Below are 18,137 nucleotides of genomic sequence, written 5' to 3' on the forward strand. Positions count from 1 at the left end.
GGCCCCTTGGAGAGGGGCTCTGCTCCTCTCCAAACCTCGCCCCGCCAGAGGCCCTTAGGCCCTTGGTGGGGGATGTCCGGAGGGGGCAAAGCCCTCTCCGGTTGCCCTCTTCGCGCACAGGGCAAGGTCGCCTCGATTGCCAGCCTGAAACCGCGCCAGTGGCGGCATCAGCCCAAAACGAACCCCGCAGCCCTCAACCGGCCGGCTGTGCCGGTGTCGCGGGGGCAGCCGGCGCTGCCGGTTCCACCGCCGGCGTCCCCGCCGGGCGAGGCCGGTTCATCATCGTCCCGGTCATCGGGATGAAGTACACGCCCACATCCTTGCGGCTGCGCACGCGCCCGTCCTCGTCCTTCGTGTAGATATAAAGGAACTGCCCACGCCGGAACGGCTGCCCGATCGGGATCACCAGCCGCCCGCCCGGCTTGATCTGCTGCAGCAGCGCCGGCGGCACGTACTGCGCCGCGCAGGTGACGATGATGGTGTCGAAGCCGCCCTGCACTTCCGGCCAGCCGAAGAAGCCGTCTCCTACGCGGGATTCCACGTTGCTGTAGCCGAGTGGGGCGAAGATGTGCCGCACCGCGGAACCGAGCGGATTGATGATCTCGATCGAATACTGCTTGGCGACGATGCGCGACAGCAGCGAGGACTGGAACCCCGACCCGGTGCCGATCTCGAGCACCACATGCTCGGGCTTCGGCGCGCAGACCTGCGTCATATAGGCCTGGCCGAGATAATCCGACAGCGCCGACCCATAGCCGAGCCCCCAGGGCTTCGGTTCCGATTCATAGGCGTTGACCGCGCCGTTCGACCGGCCTTCGTAGTTCCAGTGGAAATACTCGCGCGGCAGGGCTTCGAAGGCGCGCATCACCGCAGGGTCGGCCTCGCCGTTGAAGCGGGCCTTGAGGTAGCTCTCGATCCGCCGCATCGCCGCCGGCTTGCGCGCCTGGATGGCGTTGAAGGTCTGCTCGTTGATGGTGGTCTCGCGCCCGGAGGCGCGCATCGCGGTCAGGTAGGCCTCGCGCGTCCAGGCCGTGCTGCTGGTCTGGGCGCGCAGCAGAGGCGGCGCGGCCAGCACCCCAAGGGCGCCGAGCAGCAGGGGACGGCGGGAGAAGGTCATTGGCGTTTCCTTGGCCAGGACAGCAGAGCGCCAGTGTAACAAATCATGCCCGCAACCAGAAGCCATGACAGGCCCATGCCATGGCCGAGGAGGTTCGCCAGTGGCGTTGCTACAACAGAGAACGCGCCGTTCAGCGCCCAGGCCCAGGGCAGCAGCGCCGGCCCTTCCTGCTGGAAGCGATCGAGCCCGAGCGGGAAGGGAAAGCCGAGCGCCAGCGAGATCGGCGCCAGCGCCAGCACCAGCACCACCACCCGCGCCGCCCAGGGCAGGTCCAGCGCCGCCAGCACCGCCGGGCGGATGCCGAGCAGGGCGAGCCCGGCGCAACCCAGCGCCACCAGCACCGCGAGCCGCAGCGCCCGCACCGGCGCGGCCACTCGCCCCGCCCACATGGCGCCGATACCCGAGAACACCAGCATCGTCGTCAGCACCAGCGCGAAGCCGGAGGTGCGGTCCCCCAGCAGCAGCGCCGCGTGTTCGATGAAGGCAATCTCGATCATCAGGAAGCCGAGGCCGAGGGCCGGGAAATACACCAGCGCCCGGCCCAGCACCGGCAGGGGCACGCGCAACGCCCCGCGCGCCAGCAGCGGCAACAGGGACACCAGCAACGCCAGCACCACCGCCTGCGCCAGCACCGCGACATTCACCAGCAGGCCGATCTCCTGCTGCGGCAGGATCTCGATGCGCGCCAGGGCCGCGCCGAGCGCCGGCAGCCGCACCAGCGGCGACAGCCAGGGCCGGTCCGCCGTCACCGCCGAGCGGTCGAAGGCGTCTTCCGGCGGCGTGCCGGCCAGCACCTGCTCGGCCTCGCGCGCCACGGCATCCTGCGCGCCGCCGCTCTGGTCCACCGTGCTGCTCTCCAGCGAGATCGGCGGCAGATCGTTCCAGATCTCGCGCCCCTCGACCGCCAGGCCCGGCGCGTAGGAGAGGTCGAAGGACCGTTCATCCGCGAAGGCTGCAAGACGTTGCACGCGCGCCTCGTCGAAGGGCTGCCGCGCGATCAGCACGCGCAGGTTCCAAGCCGAGCGGATCACCGCGACATGGCGCGTCGGTTCGGCGACGCCCGCCAGGCGCAGCGCCTCGCGCGCCGTCGCCAGCACGCGCACCGCATAGACCGGCAATTCACGAATGCCGATCGGCACCGAGATGATGCCATCCGGCGCCAGCCGTGCGAGGAAGCCGGCCAGCGCCTCGGCCGTATAGACGTTGCGGTTCTGGTCATCGGCGGCGAGGAAATCCCCGGCGATGTCCACCAGATCGTAGGCCCCCGCCGCGGTCAGCGGATGCGCGGCCGAGACCACCACACGCGGGTCCGCCGCCGGCGCCGGCGAAGGCCCTATGCCGTTCAGCAGCGCGTCGCGCAGCACGGGTTCCGGCTCGATGACGGTGACATGCGACGCCCCGAGCGCCAGCGCCTCCGCTGCCCGGAACCCGCCCGCGCCGCCGAGCACGAGCACGCGCGGCGCCTCCAGCAGTGCATAGGGTGCGCCATCGAGCGAGGCTGGCGCATGGGCGGCTTCCGGCTGGCCATTCGGCAGGGCGGCGATGCGCGACCCATCGCGATACAGGCCGAAGCTGCGCGGCGGCGCAGGCACGCCGAGCACGCCGGCATTATTCGACACATCGGTGTCCAGCCGCTCGGTGAAGTTGTCGAGCAACTGGTACACGCCGCGCGGCGAGAGCAGCTCCGCCACTACGCGGCTGTCGGGTACGTTGAGCGGCGCGTAGATCGCCTTGAACTCGTTCACCTTCGGCGCGGCGAGGCCGAACACCGCCGCCTCGGTCGCCGCCAGCACCAACAGCGCGGCGATGCGCCAGCGCATCCCGCCCGAGATCATCGTCGCCACCGCCAGCAACGGCAGCAGGCCGGGCACCAGCATGAAGGGGTGCAGCACGAACATCAGCACCAGCGCCAGCACCGCCCCGGTGCCCGCGCCGAGCAGGTCATAACCATAGACTCGCCCGACTTCGCCCGCATGCACGACGAAGTTCAGCGACACCGCGAGCCCGGCGAGGAAAAAGAAGGGAAACAACGCCGCATAGTACAGCGCGATGTTCACCAACTGCCCTTCCGCCGTCGCGGGATTCTGCAATTCGAGCGGATTGAACGCATTCAGCGTGGCGGCGATCCAGCCCGCGCCGCCCACTGCCAGCATCGCGATCGGCAACAGCGGCAGCAGCCAGCGCGCATGGCGCAGGAACACCTGCCGCCCCAGCACCATCACCACGCCCGAGACGGCGAAGCCCGTCATGGCGATGGAGATCACCCAATATCCGTACTCGGACCAGCTCGCGACGGCGAAGAAGCGCGTCAGCGCGATCTCCACCCCGACCGCCGCACCGGCGATCAGGAACAGCGGTATCAGTGACTGCATCAGTTCCAGGCCGCCCTGCGCGAGAGGAATTCTTCCATCGACGCATTGAAGCGCGCTGATTCATCGACGAACAGGGCATGCCCGGCGCCGTCGAACACCTCGACCATCGGCTGCGGATGGTGTTGGGCCACCAATTCCGCCTGGCTGCGCAGCCGTGGTGTCACCGCGTAATAAACTGGCCGTCGCACAGCATAGAGCGACTGCTTCCAGAATTCCCGCGGCCGCGGATAGGACAGCAGTCGGATCGAAGCCTCCACCGGCATGCGCTGCGCCTGCCGCGCGATGGCATCGAGATACGCCGCGTCCTGCGGCGTGCGGTACATGCTGCCGACGAAGCCGCGCACCGTCGCATCGCGCCGCTGCCGCAGGTTGATGAAGAATCGCGACGGCACGGAGCGCGGCGGCGGCGCCTGCCCCTCGCCCACCGAATTGTCGATCAGTACCAGCCCCGCGAGCCGCCCATCGCCGGCCATGTCGACATAGGACAGCGCATCCAGCACGCCGAGCGACCACCCCGCCAGCACCACCCGCCCCCCACCGAGATGCGCCAGCAGGTCGCGGATATCCTGGCCGCGCCGCGCCGGGTCATAGCCACCGCGCGGCACCTCGCTTTCCCCCTGGCCGCGCGGGTCGAGCGACACCACGCGCCAGCGCCGCGACAGGGCGTCAATCTGCGGCTGGAAGATGCTGGCCGGCATGCACCAGCCGGGCACGAACACCACCATCCGTCCCGAGCCGGAATCCAGGTAGCGCAACCGCACGCCATCGCTGGTGCGGAACCACTGGGCGGTGGTCGCAGCGCGCAAGGCGGGGGCGGCGAGGGCGGCGAAGGCGGCAGCCAGGAGGGTTCGGCGGGCGGTTTGGCCTCCTACGCGCGAAGATTGGAGGGGCTTTGCCCCTCCAAGCCACCCCACCAAAGGCCCGAGGCCTTTGGAATCCGACACCTGGCACATGGCATTACTGGCGGGATGGCTATCAGATGGCAGTCCTGTGCCCAGCGCGGCTTCGGACGCCGATACTTGGCACATGCCATCGCTGGCAGGAGGATTGCCTGAAATCATCCCTGTGCCCAATGCCGCTCGTGTTCCCGGCGCCAACCCTCCGGGCCCTGCACCAAGTATTGGTGCCCAGAGGCCCTTAGGCCTTTGGTGGGGGAGGTCCGGAGGGGGCAAAGCCCTCTCCGGTCGCAACCGCGACACCCCGCCCTCACAACGGCCGCCTCGCCTTGAACGCCGCCGCCAGCGTGCCGTCATCCAGCACGTCGAGCGCCCCGCCGATCGGCACGCCCTGCGCCAGCCGCGTCACCACGCAGCCGGTCGGCTTCAGCCGGTCGATCAGGTAATGGTTGGTGGTGGCGCCATCGACGGTGGCGGGCAGGGCGAGGATCACCTCCTCGATGCCGTCGGTCTCAATCCGCCGCAGCAGCGGCGTGATGGACAGGTCCTCCGGCCCGGTGCCGCCCAGCGCCGAGAGCAACCCGCCCAGCACATGATACGTCCCCCGATGCGCATGCGCGCGTTCCAACGCCCAGAGATCGGCGACGCCCTCGACGACGCAGACCAGCCGCCGGTCGCGATGGCGGTCGGCGCAGATGTGGCAGGGTGATTCCGCATCGAGATTGCCGCACACCTCGCAGGGTCGCACGGCATCCGCCGCCGCGCGCAGCGCATCGGCCAGCGGCAGCATCTTGTCCCGCGGGTCCATCAGCATCCTGAGCACGGCCCGCCGCGCGCTGCGCCGCCCGAGGCCGGGCAGCCGCGACAACAAGGTGATCAGATGCTCGATGGGGTCGTTGGCTATCATCCCGCCCTTGCCATGTCGGCGCCAAATCGAGGTGTCCAGAGGCCCTTAGGCCTTTGGCGGGGAGGTTTGGAGGGGCGGCGCCCCTCCAATCCCCGATCAGAACGGCAGCTTCATCCCCGGCGGCAGCGACATCCCGGCTGTCGCCTTCTGCATTTCCTCCGCCATGGTGGCTTCCACCTTCTGCTTGGCGTCGGCATGCGCGGCGACCAGCAGGTCCTCCAGCACCTCGCGCTCGTTCGCGTTCATCAGCGAGGGGTCGATGGTGACGCGGCGCAGATCGCCCTTGCCGGTGAGCCGCACCTTGACCATGCCGCCGCCGGCCGCGCCTTCGACCTCGGTCGCTTCCAGCTTCGCCTGCATTTCCTGCATGCGCGACTGCATCTGCTGCGCCTGCTTCAGCATGTTGCCGAGGTTCTTCATCGGGGGGCGTGCCTCATCTCAATCGTCGTGGGGAGTGTCGTCGTCGTCGGACCAGGCCGTCTCGGCCTCGGGCGGGGCGAAGTCGCGCCCGTCCATGTCGTCGTCGGGCTCGGCGGTGCGGGCGGCCGGGGTCGCCACCAGCCCATAATCATCGGCGGCGGCATCGCGCACCGTCTCGATGGTCGCCCCCGGAAAGGTGGCGAGGATCGCCTGCACCAGCGGATGGTTGCGCGCCGCTTCCAGCCGGTCGCTCTCGGCGCTGCGGCCCTGCTCGGCGAGGGTCGCCTCGCCTTCCTCATTGGTGATCGAAACGGTCCAGCGCGCCCCGGTGCGCTCGGCCAGCAGCGCGGTGAGCTGCGCGGCGAGGTCGCGCGGCGCCGAAGGCCGCGTGCGGATCTCGACGCGCCCTGGCGCCAGCCGCACCGGATGCACGTCATGCAGCAGATGCGCGTGCAGCAACGGCTTCACGCCGGAGGCCAGCGCCACCACCTCGCGCCATTCGCGCGGCTGCGGCGGGGCGGGCGCAGCGACGGGTGCCAGCGCCGCGACGGCACCGCCACCGCCCATCGCCCGCATCCCGCCCGACCCGCCACCGGGGCTCGGGCGCGGCGCCGCATCGCCACCGGCATTCTCGGTCAGCCGCTTCACGATCTCGCCCGGCGTCGGCAGGTCGGCGACATGGGCGAGGCGGATCAGCACCATCTCGGCCGCCGCGCGCCGGTCCACGCCTTCCTGCTGCACCTCGGCGATGCCCTTCAGCAGCATCTGCCAGGCCCGCGCCAGCGTCGGCACCGACAGCCGCAGCGCCAGCGCCGAGCCGCGCGTGCGCTCGGCCTCGGGCAGCGCCACATCGTCCTTCAGCGCCGGCGCGGCACGGAACCGCGTCAGCAAGTGGGTCAGGTCCGCGAGGTCCTGCAACACCGCCAGCGGATCGGCGCCCACCTCATGCGTGCGGTCGAGGATGGCTAGCGCCGCGGCGACATCGCCGCCCATCACCGCCTCCATCAGGTCGAACACCATGAAGCGGTCGGCCAGGCCGAGCATGTCGCGCACGCTCTCCCCGGTCACCGCCCCGCCGCCGGCGAGGCCAATCGCCTGGTCGAGCAACGACAACCCATCGCGCACCGAACCATCCGCCGCGCGGGCGACCATGCCGAGCGCCTCGGGATCGACCTCGACGGCCTCCTTGCCGGCGATGCGCCCGAAATGGTCGCGCAGCACATCGACCGGCACGCGACGCAGCGAGAAGGTCTGGCAGCGGCTGCGGATGGTCACCGGCACCTTGCGGAGCTCGGTCGTCGCCAGGATGAAGGTGACCGAGGGCGGCGGCTCCTCCAGCGTCTTCAACAGCGCATTGAAGGCCGCGCCCGAGAGCATGTGGCACTCGTCGAGGATGAACACCTTCTGCCGCGCCTGGGCCGGGCGGAAGCGCAGCGCCTCGCGCAGTTCGCGCACATCGTCGACGCTGTTGTTGGACGCCGCGTCCATCTCCGTCACATCCGGGTGACGGTCGGCGAGGATCGCGCGGCATTCGGCACAGACCCCGCAGGGTTCGGCGGTCGGCCCGCCGGTGCCGTCGACGCCCACGCAATTCAGCGCGCGGGCGATGATGCGCGCGGTGGTGGTCTTGCCGACGCCGCGCACGCCGGTCAGCAGGAAGGCGTGATGCACCCGCCCCTGGGCGAAGGCGCTGCGCAGCGTGCGCACCAGGGCTTCCTGGCCGATCAAATCGTCGAAAGTGGTCGGGCGGTATTTGCGCGCCAGCACGCGATAGGGGCCGGTGGCAGCCGCAGCGGGCGGCGCTGGTGCGGGGCGCGGGACGGGTGCCGGCTCGCCGAACAGGCCGGGACCCTCCGGGGCCGGCGGCTCGGGCAGACCCTCCGCGGCGTCGTCATCCGGTGCCGATGGGGAGCCGAGGAGGTCGGATGCCATGCTTTCCCTGGTGCGGCACGGCCGCGCCGGGCCGAAGTGACGTGAAGGGTGGAAGGCCGGCTAAACGACCCGGGCGAGAACCCGTTACGGCTGCTTCCTTCCGGACCTGACCGGGTTGGCGGGGAGCCCGTCCGCCGCCGACCTTCCGAGGGCACCATATCATGCCGAAGGGCCTCTGCGCCAATGGGGGGCGTAACCGTCGCGGCAAAGAGGGCGAATGGCTGGTGGAAGGAGACCCGACCATGGCCTTTTCCCGTCGCTCGATGCTCTGGATCATTCCTGGCGCGACCATCGCGGTGCCGCTCGGCACGCTGCTGCTGCCCGAAGGCGCGCGCGCCGCGCCGGTGAATGCCGAGAACGGCGTCGCCGTGCGCGGGACGGATGTCGTCGCCTATTTCACCGATGGGCGCCCGACCGCCGGGCGCGCCGAATTCGCCCATCAATGGCAGGGCGCGACCTGGCTGTTCGCCTCCGCCGCCCATCGCGACCTGTTCGCCGCCGACCCAGAGCGCTACGCCCCGGCCTATGGCGGCTTCTGCGCCTTCGCGGTCAGCGAGGGCTACACCGCGCCGATCGACCCCAATGCCTGGCGGATCGTCGATGGCCGGCTCTACCTGAATTACGACCTCTCGGTGGGGCGGCGCTGGGCGGAAGATATTCCGGGGCGCATCGCGCGCGCGAATGAGAACTGGCCGCGCCTTTCGGCGCAGTAGGGCGCTGCCCGGCCGATCTGGCACCGGCCCATGCAGGATGCTGCCGCCGCGGCAGGCGGGGCGGTGCGGGCCGGTGCCGTCGGGCGGGAAAGCGCTCCAGCCGTGACCGCACGGCATTATGCACGACGCCGAATCGCAACATGCAGGATCCGGCCTCACGCTTCGTGATCGTTCTGGGCTTTCTTCCGGCTGCGGATCGGCATGGCGCCTAGTCCCGGATGGATTCCCGAGTGATGCAAAATGCATTCGCCGTCGCGCCCGAGGCGCCGAATGGCCCCGCCCCGACGCCCGAGGACGAGGACTGGCTGACCATGCCCGAGGACGACCTCGCGGCGATGCATGCCGAAGCGCTGGCGCTGTTCCGCCACCCCGCGACGACGGTGATGGCCGGGCGCATCGGCGCCAGCCTGGCCCTGCTGCATCAGCTGCTGGTGGCGCGCGGCGTGGTCCGCGCCCTGGGCCTGCCGGCGGCCGAGGCCCGCGCGGCCATGCGGTCCGACCATGCGCTCGGCTACTATTTCGGCCTCGCCATGGGCGCCGACCGGTCCGCGCCCCCGCGCCCGGAACAGCAGGTCGCCGGCATCCTGGTGATGCTGCATGACATCGTCCATGGCCGGCGCTTCGCCGAACAACTCACGGCGTCGCTGCTCGATGGCGGCACCATGGCGGTCGGTGCCGGCTTCGGCGAGGGGATGCTCTCCGCCGTCGAGGATCTCGCGGCGCTCGAACGCTGGCGTCGCGGCAAGCGCGGCGGGATGCCGGGCGGCCTGCTCGACGGCCTGCCCTGGGCCGGCTGGGCGCCCGACCGCCACGGCGACCGCCGCCACTGACCCCAACGGCCCTGTTTGATGGTCGGAGAAAGGCACGGTTGGAGGGGCGCCGCCCCTCCAAGCCACCCCGCCAAGGTGCAGTGCCCTTTGGAATGCCACCTTTTGGCATCGGGCGTGGAACGCGTGCTGTGGCCGCGGCGCGCGCTTCGTGCGCAAGGGCGGGTATCAGTATAGCTGCTGACGGCGGCGCAGAGCACCAAGTCGAGACTTCCAAGGGCCCTTGGAGCAGATCCCGCCTGACTCGAATCAGTCAGGCGCGCGACGATGCTCGATCAAACACAAGGTCAGAGCGATTTGCCTGAGCGCAGTCGAACGCAAACTGATCCGGGCCTTTGGTGGGGAGAACGCGAGAGGCGCGATGCCCCTCTCGATCCCACCGGCCAAGATCAAGGGCCGCTGGCGGATGGACGGGCGGCGGGCCGCGTGGCAGGGTCGGGCCGCATGCTCTCCATTCCCGCCAGCCGCCCCAATGCCTATACTGGCAGCCCGCTCGACCGCGCCGGTGAGAAGCGCGACGATGCCGACTTCGTTGCCGCCGCGCTGACCCATCCGGACACGCTGTTCGCCCCCGTATGGCGGGCGCGCAGCCTGATGAAGGGGGTCGCCGACGGTCACCCCGAAGCCGTGCTGCTGACCGGCGGCGCGGCCGAGGCGGTGCGCATGGCCGATGGTCCCTGGGCGTTCCTCGGCCTGTGGGAAGGGCGGCCGGTCTTCGCGGTGGATTGTTCCCACGCCGACGACCCGCTGCCGCTGCTGCCCGATGGGATGGGCGCGTTCACCGACCTGCGACAGGTCGCCGGGCTGCTGCCGCCGGGCGAGGCAAGCGTGCTCGCCCACGCCCGCGGCATGATGCATTGGCGCACCAAGCACCGCTTCTGCGGCATCTGCGGCAGCCGCTGCGAACCGCGCAGCGCCGGCAATGTCATGGTCTGCCAGGGCTGCGGGGCGCAGCATTTCCCGCGCACCGACCCGGCCGTGATCATGCTGGTGATCCGCGGGGATTCCTGCCTGCTCGGCCATTCCCACCGCTTCCCGAATGTGACGATGTATTCGACGCTCGCCGGCTTCGTCGAACCGGGCGAAAGCCTAGAGGAAGCGGTGCGGCGCGAAGTGAAGGAGGAAGCCGGCATCGATGTCGGCCGCGTGCTCTATCATTCCTCGCAGCCCTGGCCCTTCCCATCCTCCATCATGCTCGGCTTCCATGCCGAGGGACTGAGCGAGGAGATCCATATCCAGCCGGAGGAATTGAAGGACGCGCGATGGTTCTCCAAGGATCAGATCCGCAATCACCAGACCCTCGGCTTCTCCTTGCCGCGTGCCGATTCCATCGCCCGGCGACTGATCGAGGATTGGCTCGCGTCGTGATGCCGGATCGGGCCGCCGTCGCGCTGGTTGTGGCGATGCTCGGGCTGGGTGCCTGCCAGCAGGGCGGCGTCTGGGCCAATGTGCCGGTGAACAACACGCCCGATGGCCAGGCCTGCCGGGTGGAAGCCGAGAACGACCCCGAGGCGAAGCGCGTCGCCGCGACCGCCACCTCCGGCAATCTCGGCTATGACGAACAGGTGCGTCAGGAACTGCTGGTGCTGCTGCCGCGGCTGTGGCGCGCCTGCATGAACCGCCGTGGCGCGATTCGTGGGGGCGTGGAGCCGGTGCGGCGCACGACCTTCTGACGCGCGACGGCGCCGATGCCCACGTCACGGAACGGCGTCGCCGGGCCGTGGCATGAAGGCGTCACTTCCCGCCGGCGCCGTTCATCGCAGCTGCGGGTTGTCGAAATCCGGCCGCCTCGCGCGGGCCAGCGCGCCCGCCAGGGCGTCGTGCAGCGATGCCTTCTCCGCCGCCCCAAGGTGCCGGCCGACCTCGGCGCTGCGCCCGCGGCTTTCGAGGCGCAGCACCCCGGCATGCGCCGGGTCGGGCCGGTAGACCGTGCGCGCCCAATAGGGGTCGAGCACCACTTCCTCGTGCCGGCCGCGCGCGTCGGTGCGGGAGATCACCAGCCTTTCGGGCGTCAGCATCACCACTTCCACCATGCGCGCCGCGCCGCGGGCATGGATCGCGACCAGGGCCACGGCGAAGCCGACCTCCACCCCCAGGAAGGGCAGGATCGGCCAGGCGCCGATGATGAGGAACATCGTCGCCTGCATGGCGGTGAACAGCCCCAGCAGCCCGGCCAGCACCCGGAAGCCGCGCGGCGAGAAGGAGCGCGGCGGGGTGCAGACGGCCTGGAACAGCACGGGTTCGGCAGGGGGTGCCATGTCAGGTGAAGATAGGCCAGGATCGGGCCAGTACCAGCCATGCCCGCGAAACCCGCCCGCCCGAAACGCCCCGACCACGGCACCGTCGCCGCGCCACGCCGCGCGGCGCGACTGATGCCGGCCGCCCAGGCGGAGGCGTTCATCCGGGCGCTCGCCACCACCAACCCGGCGCCGCAGAGTGAGCTGCTGTACCACGACACTTTCACCCTGCTGGTCGCGGTGGTGCTCTCGGCGCAAACCACCGATGCGGCGGTCAACCGCTGCACGCCGGCGCTGTTCGCCGCGGCACCCACGCCGGCGGCGATGGCCGCGCTGGGGGCGGAGGGGATCGGGCCGTATATCCGCACCATCGGGTTGTGGCAGGGCAAGGCGAAGAACGTCGCCGCCCTGGCGCGCGACCTGGTGGACAAACATGGCGGCCAGGTGCCGGGTGACCGGGAGGCGCTGGAGGCGCTGCCCGGCGTCGGGCGCAAGACGGCCAATGTCGTGCTCAACATCGCCTTCGGGCAGAACACCATGGCGGTGGACACGCACATCTTCCGCCTGGGCAATCGCTGCGGCCTCGCCCCCGGCAAGACGCCGCGCGAGGTCGAGGAACGGCTGGTCAAGCGTTGCCCGCCCGACCTGTTGCGCGACGCGCATCACTGGCTGATCCTGCATGGGCGCTACATTTGCAAGGCGCGGGCGCCGGAATGCTGGCGCTGCGTGGCCCGCGCCTTCTGCAACTACCGCGACAAGGTGCTGGCGCCGCCGCTGTAGTGTTGGTTCGGCCGGTCCGCCCCTGGTCCATGCTGCCACCCGGCCGCAGTCGGTCGTCGGCTTGCGATGGGTGGCTGAGCCCCGGACTGGCCGCGCAGGCACACGGCGCCGGAGGGGTGCGCGCGCATCGGCAAGGGCCGACCACCGTCCTCCCGGCCGGTGATTGATGATGCACGCTGCCGCTGCCAGACCTTGTCGCCATGCTGCTGCGGCTGTCCGCGCTCTTCGCCTGGGTTGACCATCGCGATGTTGACTAGCAGCCCCACTGCCGGCTGCCGGACAGTGGCGCTGCCCGCCTCGCTGCTGTTCGCTGGCGCGCCACATGTCGATCTCAACGACTTGCGCGGGCCGCGCCTCGCCGCTGGCGTTGATGCCATCCTGCGGGTGGGCGATCCTGCGCCGGCCTTGGTGCCGCTCGGCAGGCCGGTGCCGCACATCTCGAACGGAATGTTCTCAGCGCGGTCGTGACAAGATGCGAGCGTGGCCCCATGACGGCGCCGGGAATCGAGGAGACCCCCATGACGAATCGTCATATCGCTTGGCCTTTGCTCGGCCTGCTGGCCTTGGCCACGACCGGCTGCGGTGGCGGAGTCTGGGCCAATGTGCCGCAGGATCCCGGCCCCGCCGCGGCCGCCTGCCGGCGCGAGGCGGCCAACAGCCCCGAATACCGGCGCCTCGGCCAGGAAGCCGGGGGCAATGCGGCGAATGACGAGGAACAGCGCCAGCGGCTTCTGGTGCTGCTGCCGCAGCTCTATGAACAATGCATGATCCGCAGCGGCGCCCGCCCACCCGGCTCGGTGGCGCCGCCGGACCGGGTGACGTTCTGAAGCTCCGTGTCAGAACGGTGGCGCCGGCCCGAATGCCGGCGCCTTACCGGGCGCCAAGCCACAGCCGGGGGTCGAAGGCAAACGGGTCGATCGCCTCGATCCGCGCTGCGGCCGCGCCGGGATGCGCCGGATTGAGCAACAGGTTCGCCGCGGCAGGAACCAACACCGAAGGCACCCGCAGCACCGGGCATGGCGCTCCGGCCAACCAGGCGTCGCCGGCGGCGCGTGGGTCCTCGGGCAGGGTGGGCAATGTGTGCGCGTCCTCCGGCAAGGCCAGGCGCATCAGCACGTAATCGGCCGGCAGCAGCTCGGGCGGCAAGTCCAGATGGACTCGCACTTCCAGCACTGCCAGCGCCGGATGGTCGGCGGCATAGACCATGCCCCGGCCGGGGCTGTTCCAGCGGCCGCCGAAGCGGCGCGCGCCCTCTCCCGACAGATCCGCGAAGGGACCCCGGCACAGCCGCCAAGCGGTGATCAGGCGGCGATCCCGTGGGCGATGCGGCCGAGCAGAGTCTCCACTTGGCGGGCGCCGATCTCGGTATCGAGCAGGTCGAGCGGGGCCTCACCACCCAGCGTCGTGGTCGGACGGCGCAGCCAGATCCCGGCGCGGACACGGTCGGCGAAGGCGGTCTCGGCCTCGGTGACGATACGCAGGACACGCAGCAGGCGGTCGGACTGGTCGGGCGTCAGCCGCCCCTTGGCGCGGCGATGCGCGAGCGTCTTGCGCGGGATGGCTAGGCGGTCGAGCTCGGCGGCGGTGACGCGGCCGGAGGCCAGCGCGTCATCGACAGCCGTGACCGGCAGCCCGGCACGTACGGCGGCGATCAGGTCGGGGGCGAGGGTGTCGAGGATGAAGGCGGACATGGCAATATGCACGTAGCACAGGGGCGTATCGCCAGGCGAGAGAAAGTGTCGTCCATCCGCCGGATCATGCCGCTATCGATATTAAAGACTGTGGATGCATGCCGCTCACGGGCATAGCATCCGCTTGCCACCGCCCGCCGCGCAGGCTGCTTCGTCCGGGCGGATGAGAGCGTATCCGACAGTGCCCAGGGCCGGGCGCCCCCGTGCTCGGCCACGAAATACAGGGAGGAGTGGAACCATGGCGCGCTTCGTGCTGACCAACCGCGACGACGTATTCGATTCCCGTGACGAACCGGGCTTCCATGGTGGCAGCCAGATATATGGCGGCAACGGCGATGACGAGATTCGCGTCTTTGGCAACGCCAACGCCCTGTTGGGGGGCAATGGCAAGGATGTGCTGGTGGCCTTTGGTGACCACAACATCCTCGATGGCGGCAACGGCAAGGACGTCCTCCGGGTGATCGGGGACGGCAACCGGCTGTTTGGCGGCAATGGCGTGGACATCCTGGTGGCCGTCGGCGAGGGCAACCGGATGGATGGCGGCAATGGCGTCGATGCCCTGACCAGCGTCAGTTTCGGGCGCCTCGGGCAGGTCGGCGAGGGCAATGTCCTGACCGGTGGCCATGGCTTCGACCTCTTCACGCTGAACAACCGCAGCGACCTGCGGGTGGTCAATGACCTGCATGGCGAACCGTATGTGCTGCCCGGGCCGGGACCCGGCCCCGGCATCGGGGTGGTGAGCCAGGGCGACATCATCGTCGGCGTCATGGACGAGATCACCGACTACACGGCCGGTGAACGTCTGCGGATCGGCGCTCACCATGAAGCGAGCGGGCCCGTCGAGATCAACGGCCCCGGCCTGGGCGCAACACGCCTCGACCTGGCGGATGGCGAATATGCCTTCATCCGCGGCGACCAATTCATGAATGGCCGCTTCGAGGTGGACGGCACCGGTGATGACCTGCTGCTGGTCTACGACGCCAGCGGCGGCGGCGATGCGCTGTTCCTGCAGGGCGCGGTCGTGCTGCAGGGCGTGACCGACCCGGATTCAGTCTTCATAGCCTGATCACGGGGCGGATGCTGCCGGCCAGGGTCACCGAAGCGCCTGGCCCCGCGCATCCGGGGCAACAGAAAAGGGCGGGAGGCAAGCCCCCCGCCCAGTGCATCACGCCGCTTCGGATTCCGACCGGCGCGCGTGCTTCTTGCGCTCATGCGGGTCGAGATACCGCTTGCGCAGGCGAACGGCCGACGGCGTGACCTCCACGAGTTCATCATCCTCGATGTAGGCGATCGCCTGTTCGAGGCTCATGCGCCGGGGCGGGATCAGCAGCAGCGCCTCATCCTTGCCGGCGGCACGGATGTTGGTGAGCTTCTTTTCCTTGATCGGATTCACGTCGAGGTCGTTGTCGCGCGAATTCTCGCCGAGGATCAGGCCGACATAGACCTTGTCGCCCGGGTTCACGAACAGCGTGCCGCGTTCCTGCAGGTAGAACAGCGCGTACTGGATCGCCTCGCCATCGGAATTGGAGATCAGCGAGCCGTTGCGGCGACCCTCGATCACGCCGGCCCAGGGCTGATAGCCGAGGAACAGCCGGTTCATGATCCCGGTGCCGCGCGTGTCGGTCAGGAATTCGCCGTGGTAGCCGATCAGCCCGCGCGAGGGGATGTGGAAGGTCAGGCGCACCTTGCCGCCACCCGAGGGCCGCATATCCTGCATCATGCCCTTGCGGATCGACATCTTTTCGACGACGACGCCCGAATAGGTCTCGTCCACGTCGATCAGGCATTCCTCGAAGGGCTCTTCCTTCTCGCCCGTCTCGGGGTTGTCGCGCGTCAGCACGCGCGGACGACCGATGGTGAGCTCGAAGCCCTCGCGGCGCATCTGCTCGATCAGCACGCCGAGCTGGAGTTCACCGCGGCCGGCCACCTCGAAGGCATCGACTTCCTCGGACACCTTCACCTTGATGGCGACGTTGCCCTCGGTTTCCTTCATCAGGCGGTCGCGGATCTGGCGCGACGTCACCTTCTTGCCCTCGCGGCCGCCGAGCGGGCCGTCATTGATGCGGAAGGTCATCGCCAGCGTCGGCGGGTCGACCGGGATCGCATGCAGCGGCTCGGTCACTTCCGGGGAAGCGATGGTGTCCGGGATGGTCGCCTCGGACAGGCCGGCGATGGCGATGATGTCGCCCGCGCGCACCTCCTCGACCGGCACGCGATCGAGGCCCGAGAAGGTCATCAGCTTGGTCAGGCGGCCGGATTCAACCACCGTGCCGTCCTGGCGCAGCACGCGCACCGGCATGTTCAGCCTGGCGACGCCCTGCGCCACGCGGCCGGTCAGGATGCGGCCGAGGAAGTTGTCGGCTTCGAGGATCGCCGCGTTCATCGCGAAGGGGGCGTCGAAATCGACGACCGGCGCGGGGACATGCGACAGGATCAGGTCGAACATCGCCGAGAGGTCCTTGCGCGGACCTTCCATCGAATCATCGGCCCAGCCCTGACGGCCCGAGGCGAAGAGGGTGTGGAAGTCGAGCTGTTCGTCGGTCGCGCCGAGCGCGGCGAACAGGTCGAACACCTCGTCATGCACTTCATGCGCACGGGCGTCCTGGCGGTCGACCTTGTTGATGACGACGATCGGCTTGATGCCGCGTGCCAGCGCCTTGGTCAGCACGAACTTGGTCTGCGGCAGCGGGCCTTCAGCCGCGTCGCACAGCACGATGGCGCCATCCACCATGGACAGGATGCGCTCGACCTCACCGCCGAAATCGGCGTGGCCAGGCGTGTCCACGATATTGATCTTGACGCCCTTCCATTCGACCGCGGTCGACTTGGCGAGGATGGTGATCCCGCGCTCGCGCTCGAGGTCATTGCGGTCGAGCGCGCGCTCGGCCACGTGCTGGTTGGCGCGGAAGGCGCCAGCCTGCTTGAGAAGCTGGTCCACGAGCGTGGTCTTGCCGTGGTCGACGTGGGCGATGATGGCCACGTTGCGGATATGGGCAGCGCTCATCGCGGCCTCCTGTGTCGGTCGCCACACGGCAAAACGCGCCCCAACCCCGGTCTGAGGTGGGTGGCGCGGGCTTCCGTCAGGCGGATTGTGCAGTGCACAGATAGGGGGGCTGCCGCAGGAAAGCGAGGAAAAAAGCCGAGGGCCTCCGTTGACGGAGGCGCATGGCGGCCTGCGGCAGGGGGAGCGCCGCAGGCCGCCATGGCGGGGCCGCGAGAGTGCCCGGGGGGAGGCGCCCGTCGCGGCGCGCCGTCACATGCCGCGGGCCATGCTGGCCGCCTCGGCCATCAACGCCGTGGCGGTGTTGACGTCGCTCCGGCCCAGGGCGACCCGGGCCTGGGCCATCCGGGCCACGGCACCGTCACGGACCGGAACCGTTTCCGTCCCCGCGATGGTGGAGCGGGTCAGCAGCAGGCTTTCCGCCCGTTCCACCAACTCGCTGGCGAGCGCCAGTTTACCCTGGCGCGCGGCCTGTTCGGCCTGGCCGAGCAGCGCGGACGGAGAACCCGAAGGCGCCACCGCATCCGCCACCACCGAGGTACGGTCACCGCCATTCAGAACCTCGCCCTGCAGGGGCAGGGCCGGATTCGGAGCGGCGCCCCGGATCGGCGGCGAGGCCACCACCGGCCCGGCATAGGCGGGCGCCACCGGCGTGGGTGCCGGATTGATCTGGAGCGCCTCACCCACGCCGGGGGCGTTGTGGATGACGGAAGCGGAGCCGGTGGGCGCCGTGGGCGGCACGAAGGCCGGCGCCGTCGAGACGGTGGGGCTGTACGGGGTGCCGGGCGCAACGCCGACGCCCGGCGCCGGCGTCACCTGCGCTGCTGAGCCTGTCGGCGGCACCGTGGGCGACGTGTAGACGGGGGAGCCGGGCAGCGGCGTGGTCTGCACCTGCGCCAGAACCGGCGTTGAAGCCAAACCCAGGCTGAGGATAGCAAGGCGAATCCCGGTGAAACGCATGATGTGCTCCTCTTTTGGTTGGATAATCGAAGAAAACAAGGCGAATAGGGTCATTCGATGACCCCTGGAATGAGCGGGAATTACTTGTTTTGACTTGCGCAAGGCGGGTCATGGGCATGGTTTTTGGCCCAAAGTGCGCCGGTGCGCCGATCCGGGATGCTTCCTGCTCCGGTTGGTCGGTCGCAGGTTCAACGCCATGACATCGGAAAGGTTGCGCGCGGAGGACGAGAAAGCGTTGTCCATGGGGCGCTCACGCGCCGTTGGGCGCCATCACGCGGGCGGAT

The 18,137-nt window shown here is 69.7% G+C and carries 19 protein-coding genes and 1 other RNA gene; 8 read left to right on the plus strand and 12 right to left on the minus strand.

Annotated elements, in window-relative coordinates; all coding sequences use genetic code 11:
- Positions 1-193: 193 nt before the first annotated feature.
- The 7 genes from IEY36_RS25200 to ffs all read right to left on the minus strand — a co-directional run bounded on the left by IEY36_RS25200 (position 194) and on the right by ffs (position 7,790).
- On the minus strand, positions 194-1,117 hold the full coding sequence (locus IEY36_RS25200; protein WP_188972123.1) for a protein-L-isoaspartate O-methyltransferase family protein: 924 nt from the start codon (positions 1,115-1,117) through the stop codon (positions 194-196).
- A complete protein-coding gene (locus IEY36_RS25205; protein WP_188972124.1) occupies positions 1,114-3,489 on the minus strand; it encodes a hypothetical protein in 2,376 nt (791 codons plus the stop codon). The genes IEY36_RS25200 and IEY36_RS25205 overlap by 4 nt, the downstream gene beginning before the upstream one ends.
- Positions 3,489-4,295, minus strand: coding sequence for an alpha/beta fold hydrolase (locus IEY36_RS25210; protein WP_188972126.1), 807 nt, complete (start codon positions 4,293-4,295; stop codon positions 3,489-3,491). Before IEY36_RS25210 ends, IEY36_RS25205 begins: the two co-directional genes overlap by 1 nt.
- A gap of 400 nt (positions 4,296-4,695) precedes the next feature.
- The gene (gene recR / locus IEY36_RS25215; protein ID WP_188972128.1) at positions 4,696-5,292 is read right to left on the minus strand and encodes a recombination mediator RecR; all 597 of its coding nucleotides are present in this window, start codon (positions 5,290-5,292) and stop codon (positions 4,696-4,698) included.
- A 96-nt stretch (positions 5,293-5,388) separates the two neighbouring features.
- Positions 5,389-5,712: a YbaB/EbfC family nucleoid-associated protein gene (locus tag IEY36_RS25220; RefSeq protein ID WP_188972130.1), complete on the minus strand. Its 324-nt coding sequence runs from the start codon at positions 5,710-5,712 to the stop codon at positions 5,389-5,391.
- A gap of 18 nt (positions 5,713-5,730) precedes the next feature.
- Positions 5,731-7,644: a DNA polymerase III subunit gamma/tau gene (locus tag IEY36_RS25225; RefSeq protein ID WP_188972132.1), complete on the minus strand. Its 1,914-nt coding sequence runs from the start codon at positions 7,642-7,644 to the stop codon at positions 5,731-5,733.
- A 48-nt stretch (positions 7,645-7,692) separates the two neighbouring features.
- Positions 7,693-7,790: signal recognition particle sRNA small type (gene ffs, locus IEY36_RS25230), an RNA gene on the minus strand.
- 96 nt (positions 7,791-7,886) lie between these two features.
- Between ffs and IEY36_RS25235 the strand changes: the two genes are divergently transcribed.
- The 4 genes from IEY36_RS25235 to IEY36_RS25250 all read left to right on the plus strand — a co-directional run bounded on the left by IEY36_RS25235 (position 7,887) and on the right by IEY36_RS25250 (position 10,857).
- The gene (locus tag IEY36_RS25235; RefSeq protein ID WP_188972134.1) at positions 7,887-8,357 is read left to right on the plus strand and encodes a YHS domain-containing (seleno)protein; all 471 of its coding nucleotides are present in this window, start codon (positions 7,887-7,889) and stop codon (positions 8,355-8,357) included.
- 233 nt (positions 8,358-8,590) lie between these two features.
- The gene (locus IEY36_RS25240; RefSeq protein WP_188972136.1) at positions 8,591-9,187 is read left to right on the plus strand and encodes a hypothetical protein; all 597 of its coding nucleotides are present in this window, start codon (positions 8,591-8,593) and stop codon (positions 9,185-9,187) included.
- Between the two features lie 441 nt (positions 9,188-9,628).
- Entirely contained in the window at positions 9,629-10,552 is a 924-nt protein-coding gene (nudC, locus tag IEY36_RS25245; protein WP_188972138.1) for an NAD(+) diphosphatase, read from the plus strand.
- Positions 10,549-10,857, plus strand: coding sequence for a hypothetical protein (locus IEY36_RS25250; RefSeq protein ID WP_188972140.1), 309 nt, complete (start codon positions 10,549-10,551; stop codon positions 10,855-10,857). The genes nudC and IEY36_RS25250 overlap by 4 nt, the downstream gene beginning before the upstream one ends.
- Before the next feature lie 81 nt (positions 10,858-10,938).
- Here IEY36_RS25250 and IEY36_RS25255 read toward each other — a convergent pair whose 3' ends face one another.
- On the minus strand, positions 10,939-11,442 hold the full coding sequence (locus IEY36_RS25255; protein WP_188972142.1) for a DUF2244 domain-containing protein: 504 nt from the start codon (positions 11,440-11,442) through the stop codon (positions 10,939-10,941).
- A gap of 114 nt (positions 11,443-11,556) precedes the next feature.
- Between IEY36_RS25255 and nth the strand changes: the two genes are divergently transcribed.
- From nth to IEY36_RS25270, 3 genes are all read left to right on the plus strand, one after another.
- Complete coding sequence (gene nth / locus IEY36_RS25260; RefSeq protein ID WP_188972301.1) at positions 11,557-12,201, plus strand: endonuclease III; 645 nt, start codon at positions 11,557-11,559, stop codon at positions 12,199-12,201.
- 246 nt (positions 12,202-12,447) lie between these two features.
- Positions 12,448-12,669 (plus strand): hypothetical protein, encoded by a 222-nt coding sequence (locus tag IEY36_RS25265; RefSeq protein ID WP_188972144.1) that lies wholly within the window; start codon positions 12,448-12,450, stop codon positions 12,667-12,669.
- 50 nt (positions 12,670-12,719) lie between these two features.
- Entirely contained in the window at positions 12,720-13,028 is a 309-nt protein-coding gene (locus tag IEY36_RS25270; RefSeq protein ID WP_188972145.1) for a hypothetical protein, read from the plus strand.
- Positions 13,029-13,071: 43 nt separating this feature from the next.
- Here IEY36_RS25270 and IEY36_RS25275 read toward each other — a convergent pair whose 3' ends face one another.
- Both IEY36_RS25275 and parS read right to left on the minus strand, forming a co-directional pair.
- Complete coding sequence (locus IEY36_RS25275; RefSeq protein WP_308423201.1) at positions 13,072-13,506, minus strand: RES family NAD+ phosphorylase; 435 nt, start codon at positions 13,504-13,506, stop codon at positions 13,072-13,074.
- Positions 13,503-13,892, minus strand: a complete 390-nt coding sequence (gene parS / locus IEY36_RS25280; RefSeq protein ID WP_188972147.1) for a type II RES/Xre toxin-antitoxin system antitoxin — start codon at positions 13,890-13,892, stop codon at positions 13,503-13,505. The genes IEY36_RS25275 and parS overlap by 4 nt, the downstream gene beginning before the upstream one ends.
- Positions 13,893-14,130: 238 nt before the next feature.
- Between parS and IEY36_RS25285 the strand changes: the two genes are divergently transcribed.
- Positions 14,131-14,958 (plus strand): calcium-binding protein, encoded by an 828-nt coding sequence (locus tag IEY36_RS25285; RefSeq protein ID WP_188972149.1) that lies wholly within the window; start codon positions 14,131-14,133, stop codon positions 14,956-14,958.
- Between the two features lie 99 nt (positions 14,959-15,057).
- Here IEY36_RS25285 and typA read toward each other — a convergent pair whose 3' ends face one another.
- Both typA and IEY36_RS25295 read right to left on the minus strand, forming a co-directional pair.
- Positions 15,058-16,896, minus strand: a complete 1,839-nt coding sequence (gene typA / locus IEY36_RS25290; RefSeq protein WP_188972151.1) for a translational GTPase TypA — start codon at positions 16,894-16,896, stop codon at positions 15,058-15,060.
- A gap of 249 nt (positions 16,897-17,145) precedes the next feature.
- On the minus strand, positions 17,146-17,907 hold the full coding sequence (locus IEY36_RS25295) for a hypothetical protein (protein WP_188972153.1): 762 nt from the start codon (positions 17,905-17,907) through the stop codon (positions 17,146-17,148).
- Between the last annotated feature and the right edge of the window lie 230 nt (positions 17,908-18,137).

This window comes from Neoroseomonas lacus (assembly GCF_014644535.1).
In the GTDB taxonomy this organism is placed as follows: domain Bacteria; phylum Pseudomonadota; class Alphaproteobacteria; order Acetobacterales; family Acetobacteraceae; genus Neoroseomonas; species Neoroseomonas lacus.

Coding starts and splice junctions, on each gene's coding strand:
- IEY36_RS25200 (WP_188972123.1), bottom strand. CDS start 1,117: ATGACCTTCTCCCGCCGTCCCCTGCTGCTCGGCGCCCTTGGGGTGCTG.
- IEY36_RS25205 (WP_188972124.1), bottom strand. CDS start 3,489: ATGCAGTCACTGATACCGCTGTTCCTGATCGCCGGTGCGGCGGTCGGG.
- recR (WP_188972128.1), bottom strand. CDS start 5,292: ATGATAGCCAACGACCCCATCGAGCATCTGATCACCTTGTTGTCGCGG.
- IEY36_RS25220 (WP_188972130.1), bottom strand. CDS start 5,712: ATGAAGAACCTCGGCAACATGCTGAAGCAGGCGCAGCAGATGCAGTCG.
- IEY36_RS25225 (WP_188972132.1), bottom strand. CDS start 7,644: ATGGCATCCGACCTCCTCGGCTCCCCATCGGCACCGGATGACGACGCC.
- IEY36_RS25235 (WP_188972134.1), top strand. CDS start 7,887: ATGGCCTTTTCCCGTCGCTCGATGCTCTGGATCATTCCTGGCGCGACC.
- IEY36_RS25240 (WP_188972136.1), top strand. CDS start 8,591: ATGCAAAATGCATTCGCCGTCGCGCCCGAGGCGCCGAATGGCCCCGCC.
- nudC (WP_188972138.1), top strand. CDS start 9,629: ATGCTCTCCATTCCCGCCAGCCGCCCCAATGCCTATACTGGCAGCCCG.
- IEY36_RS25255 (WP_188972142.1), bottom strand. CDS start 11,442: ATGGCACCCCCTGCCGAACCCGTGCTGTTCCAGGCCGTCTGCACCCCG.
- nth (WP_188972301.1), top strand. CDS start 11,557: ATGCCGGCCGCCCAGGCGGAGGCGTTCATCCGGGCGCTCGCCACCACC.
- IEY36_RS25265 (WP_188972144.1), top strand. CDS start 12,448: ATGTTGACTAGCAGCCCCACTGCCGGCTGCCGGACAGTGGCGCTGCCC.
- IEY36_RS25270 (WP_188972145.1), top strand. CDS start 12,720: ATGACGAATCGTCATATCGCTTGGCCTTTGCTCGGCCTGCTGGCCTTG.
- parS (WP_188972147.1), bottom strand. CDS start 13,892: ATGTCCGCCTTCATCCTCGACACCCTCGCCCCCGACCTGATCGCCGCC.
- IEY36_RS25285 (WP_188972149.1), top strand. CDS start 14,131: ATGGCGCGCTTCGTGCTGACCAACCGCGACGACGTATTCGATTCCCGT.
- typA (WP_188972151.1), bottom strand. CDS start 16,896: ATGAGCGCTGCCCATATCCGCAACGTGGCCATCATCGCCCACGTCGAC.
- IEY36_RS25295 (WP_188972153.1), bottom strand. CDS start 17,907: ATGACCCTATTCGCCTTGTTTTCTTCGATTATCCAACCAAAAGAGGAG.